General features: G+C 64.3%; 2 protein-coding genes. Both read right to left on the bottom strand.

What is annotated here, in order from left to right; genetic code table 11:
* The coding region (locus tag EN984_RS29570) for a trimethylamine methyltransferase family protein (protein WP_206517506.1) at positions 1–879 on the bottom strand (879 nt) is incomplete at its 3' end.
* A 189-nt stretch (positions 880–1068) separates the two neighbouring features.
* On the bottom strand, positions 1069–2562 hold the full coding sequence (locus EN984_RS29565; RefSeq protein WP_027039660.1) for a PLP-dependent aminotransferase family protein: 1494 nt from the start codon (positions 2560–2562) through the stop codon (positions 1069–1071).
* Between the last annotated feature and the right edge of the window lie 252 nt (positions 2563–2814).

Below are 2814 nucleotides of genomic sequence, written 5' to 3'. Positions count from 1 at the left end.
TTGCACGACGGCGCCGGCCATCGCCGCGGGTGCCGTGGTGCCGGACTGGCCGGTCGACAGCAGCAGGATCGGGATGCCGCCTTCGACGCAGGCCTCAAGCACGCCGCAGGCATCCTCGGCGAACTTCATTGGCGGCACGACGAATGAGTTGGAGTTGGAAACGAACGGCCGGGCACGGAAATTCTCCTCGCCGCCGGCGATGGCGTACAGCATTTCAAGCGCAGGCTTCACGTTCTCACGCACGGTGAAGGATGTTCCGACGTGCTTCGATGTTCCCATCACACAGGCATAAAGCGTGTTGAAATCCATCTCGAGCGGATCGGCGATGTCGCGCGCCACCATCGGCCGCTGGAAGAAATGGATGTTGTCCAGCCCGTCGACGATGCGGGCGGCATCATAAATATCCTGCAGCTTGGACTCGCGGTACTCGCGCTTCTCCAGATCCACTAGGTGCACGGCGATGCCTGCCGTGCCGTAGTGCACGCGCTTGCCCTGGACCACCATGTCGTGCCTGGGGTCCTGGCCATGAAGCGTGAAATGTCGTGCCGCTCGCTTGATGGTGTCGAGCACGAGCGCGCGCGGAAAGCGGACCCGGCCATCGTCGCCGTGGACCGCCCCCACCTTGGTCAGCACCTTTATGCAGGAAGGAATGGCGTTGGCGAAACCCACTGTCTCCAAAAGCGTCAGCACGCCCTCGTGGATACGCTCGCGGTCATCCCCGCGCAGCGGCCCGTAGCCGCCGCCCTCGATGGCCTTGTGCTGTGGTCTGGTATCCTCCACCAGGGGAGATGATCGCATGGCATGTCCTGTTTCGCGAAGACCGGAGCGCTGCGGACGACGGTTCGCCGGCGTGTCCTGCTGTTCGACAGCCACTGGCATGGAAGCACTCCACCTTCGTCGGCAGGAACTCGTGGCGGTTGATCCACCATCGGCCTGCTTCTTCCCCTGACGCCGACTATGCCGCTGGCACTGGCCCATCCTATGGGCCAGCTGGCCCAGTTCCATGTGCCAGAGCTAAAATACCGGAGCCGCTGCGAACGGCTCCGGTCACGAGAGATCGACGATGGATCAGGCGGCCGCGGGTCTGCGTCCGGCGGCCGTGGCCAGTTCGCGAATGCCTGGCTCGATGTGCTGCAGTGCGATCGACGAGATGCCCAGCCGCATGAAACGCGAAGGCTTTTCAGTGCGATCGAAGAAACGGTCGCCTGGCTCGATGATGACGCTGCGCGAGGCGGCTGCCTCGGCCAGCCCGCGCGAATCGGTGCCGCGCGGCCCTTCGAGCCACAGCGACGTGCCGCCGGCCGAATCGGTCGAACGCCATTCCGGCAGGAAGGCGGAAATCGCATGGACCAGCCGCTTGCGCCGCTCGTCGAAGGCTGAAGACAGCCGCCGCACCAGCGCCTCGTGGTGGCCGAGCGACAGGAATAGCGCTACGGCGCGCTGATTGTTGGCCGGCGGGTGACGCAGCATGAAGCGGCGCAGCGCCCTGAGCTCCGCGATCAGTCCGGCGGACGCCACGATGTAGCCGAGCCGCAGGCCCGGAGCCAGCGTCTTGGACATCGAGCCGACATAGACGACGCGGCCGGAGCGATCGAGGCTCTTCAGCGCTTGCTGCGGTGCCTCGTCGAGAAGCTGGCTGTCATAGCCGTCCTCGATGATGATCTGGTTGTAGCGGTTGGCGCGCGCCAGAAGATCCTGCCGCCGCTCCGCCGACAACGGCACCATGGTCGGGCAATGATGGCTTGGCGTGACGAAGACGAACCCGGAATCGTTGGCAATAGAAGTAGTTACGATGCCGGACTGGTCGACCGGCACCGGCTGTATCTCAGCGCCCGCAAGGCGGAAGATCGAGCGGGCGTCGGGATAGCCTGGGTCTTCCATCGCCACCTTGGAGCCTTTGGACATCAGCAGCGTCGCCAGCATGTAGAGCGCGTTCTGAGCGCCCAGCGTGACGATGATCTCGTCCGGATTGGCGAAGATGCCGCGCCGGGGCAGGAGCCGCGCCTGGATCTGCTCGATCAGCAGCGGATCGTCACGGTCGACCATGTCGGACGCCCAGTTACGGATTTCCAGCACGGCAAGCGCCATGCGGTTGCACTCGCGCCACTCGGCGGTCGGGAACAGCGCCGGGTCGAACTGCCCGTAGACGAAGGGATAGGACGACTTGATCCAGTTCTCGTGCTTGGCCGGCGGCGGCATGTCGCTGGCGGCGATCTTGCGGCGTGCCTTCCAGTCGATCTCGTTGGCCTGGTCGGGCGCCTTCTGGTGCGGCTTGGCCGGTGTCGCCAGCACATCGGGATTGACGAAATGTCCACGCCGCTCGCGCGCCACCAGGAAACCCTGGTCGACGAGCTGCTGGAACGCCAGCACCACGGTTCCGCGAGCCACGCCAAGTTTTTCGGCCAGGATCCGGCAGGAAGGAAGCGGCATCGAAGCGGCGATCTGGCGGTCGAGAATGGCGGCTACGATGGCTTGGCGGATCTGCGCCTGCAGGGTTTGGCCGGATTCAGCCGAAATCCGGAACAGGCCGGACCATATCGCCGTGTCGTTTCGCTGTGGCATGGGAGATTTCCTCGATGGCCAGCCTTTTTCGCTTGGCTGGACCAGCCGAACGTAACCGTGGCACAAGGGGTTGCGCCAATCAATTTTTCTGATCGTTGGGATTTATGCCAGTGATCCTTCACGTCCTTTTGATGCCGCGTTGCGCCATCCTGGGGTGACGCGGCGCCTCATCCCGGCGATGACACCGTACGTGACGTCTGCGTCATCGCCGCGTGACGTCTGCGTCATCGCTGGGGTGACGGTGTGCGTCAT

Origin of the sequence: Mesorhizobium sp. M7A.F.Ca.CA.004.12.1.1 (assembly GCF_003997835.1) — a bacterium.
Lineage (GTDB): Bacteria > Pseudomonadota > Alphaproteobacteria > Rhizobiales > Rhizobiaceae > Mesorhizobium.
Note: the sequence above shows the minus strand (reverse complement) of the source record. Positions and strands in the feature narration are given on the sequence as shown.

Bases quoted from the DNA above. Each gene is read 5' to 3' on its own strand.
- EN984_RS29565 (WP_027039660.1), bottom strand. From the start codon at position 2,562: ATGCCACAGCGAAACGACACGGCGATATGGTCCGGCCTGTTCCGGATT.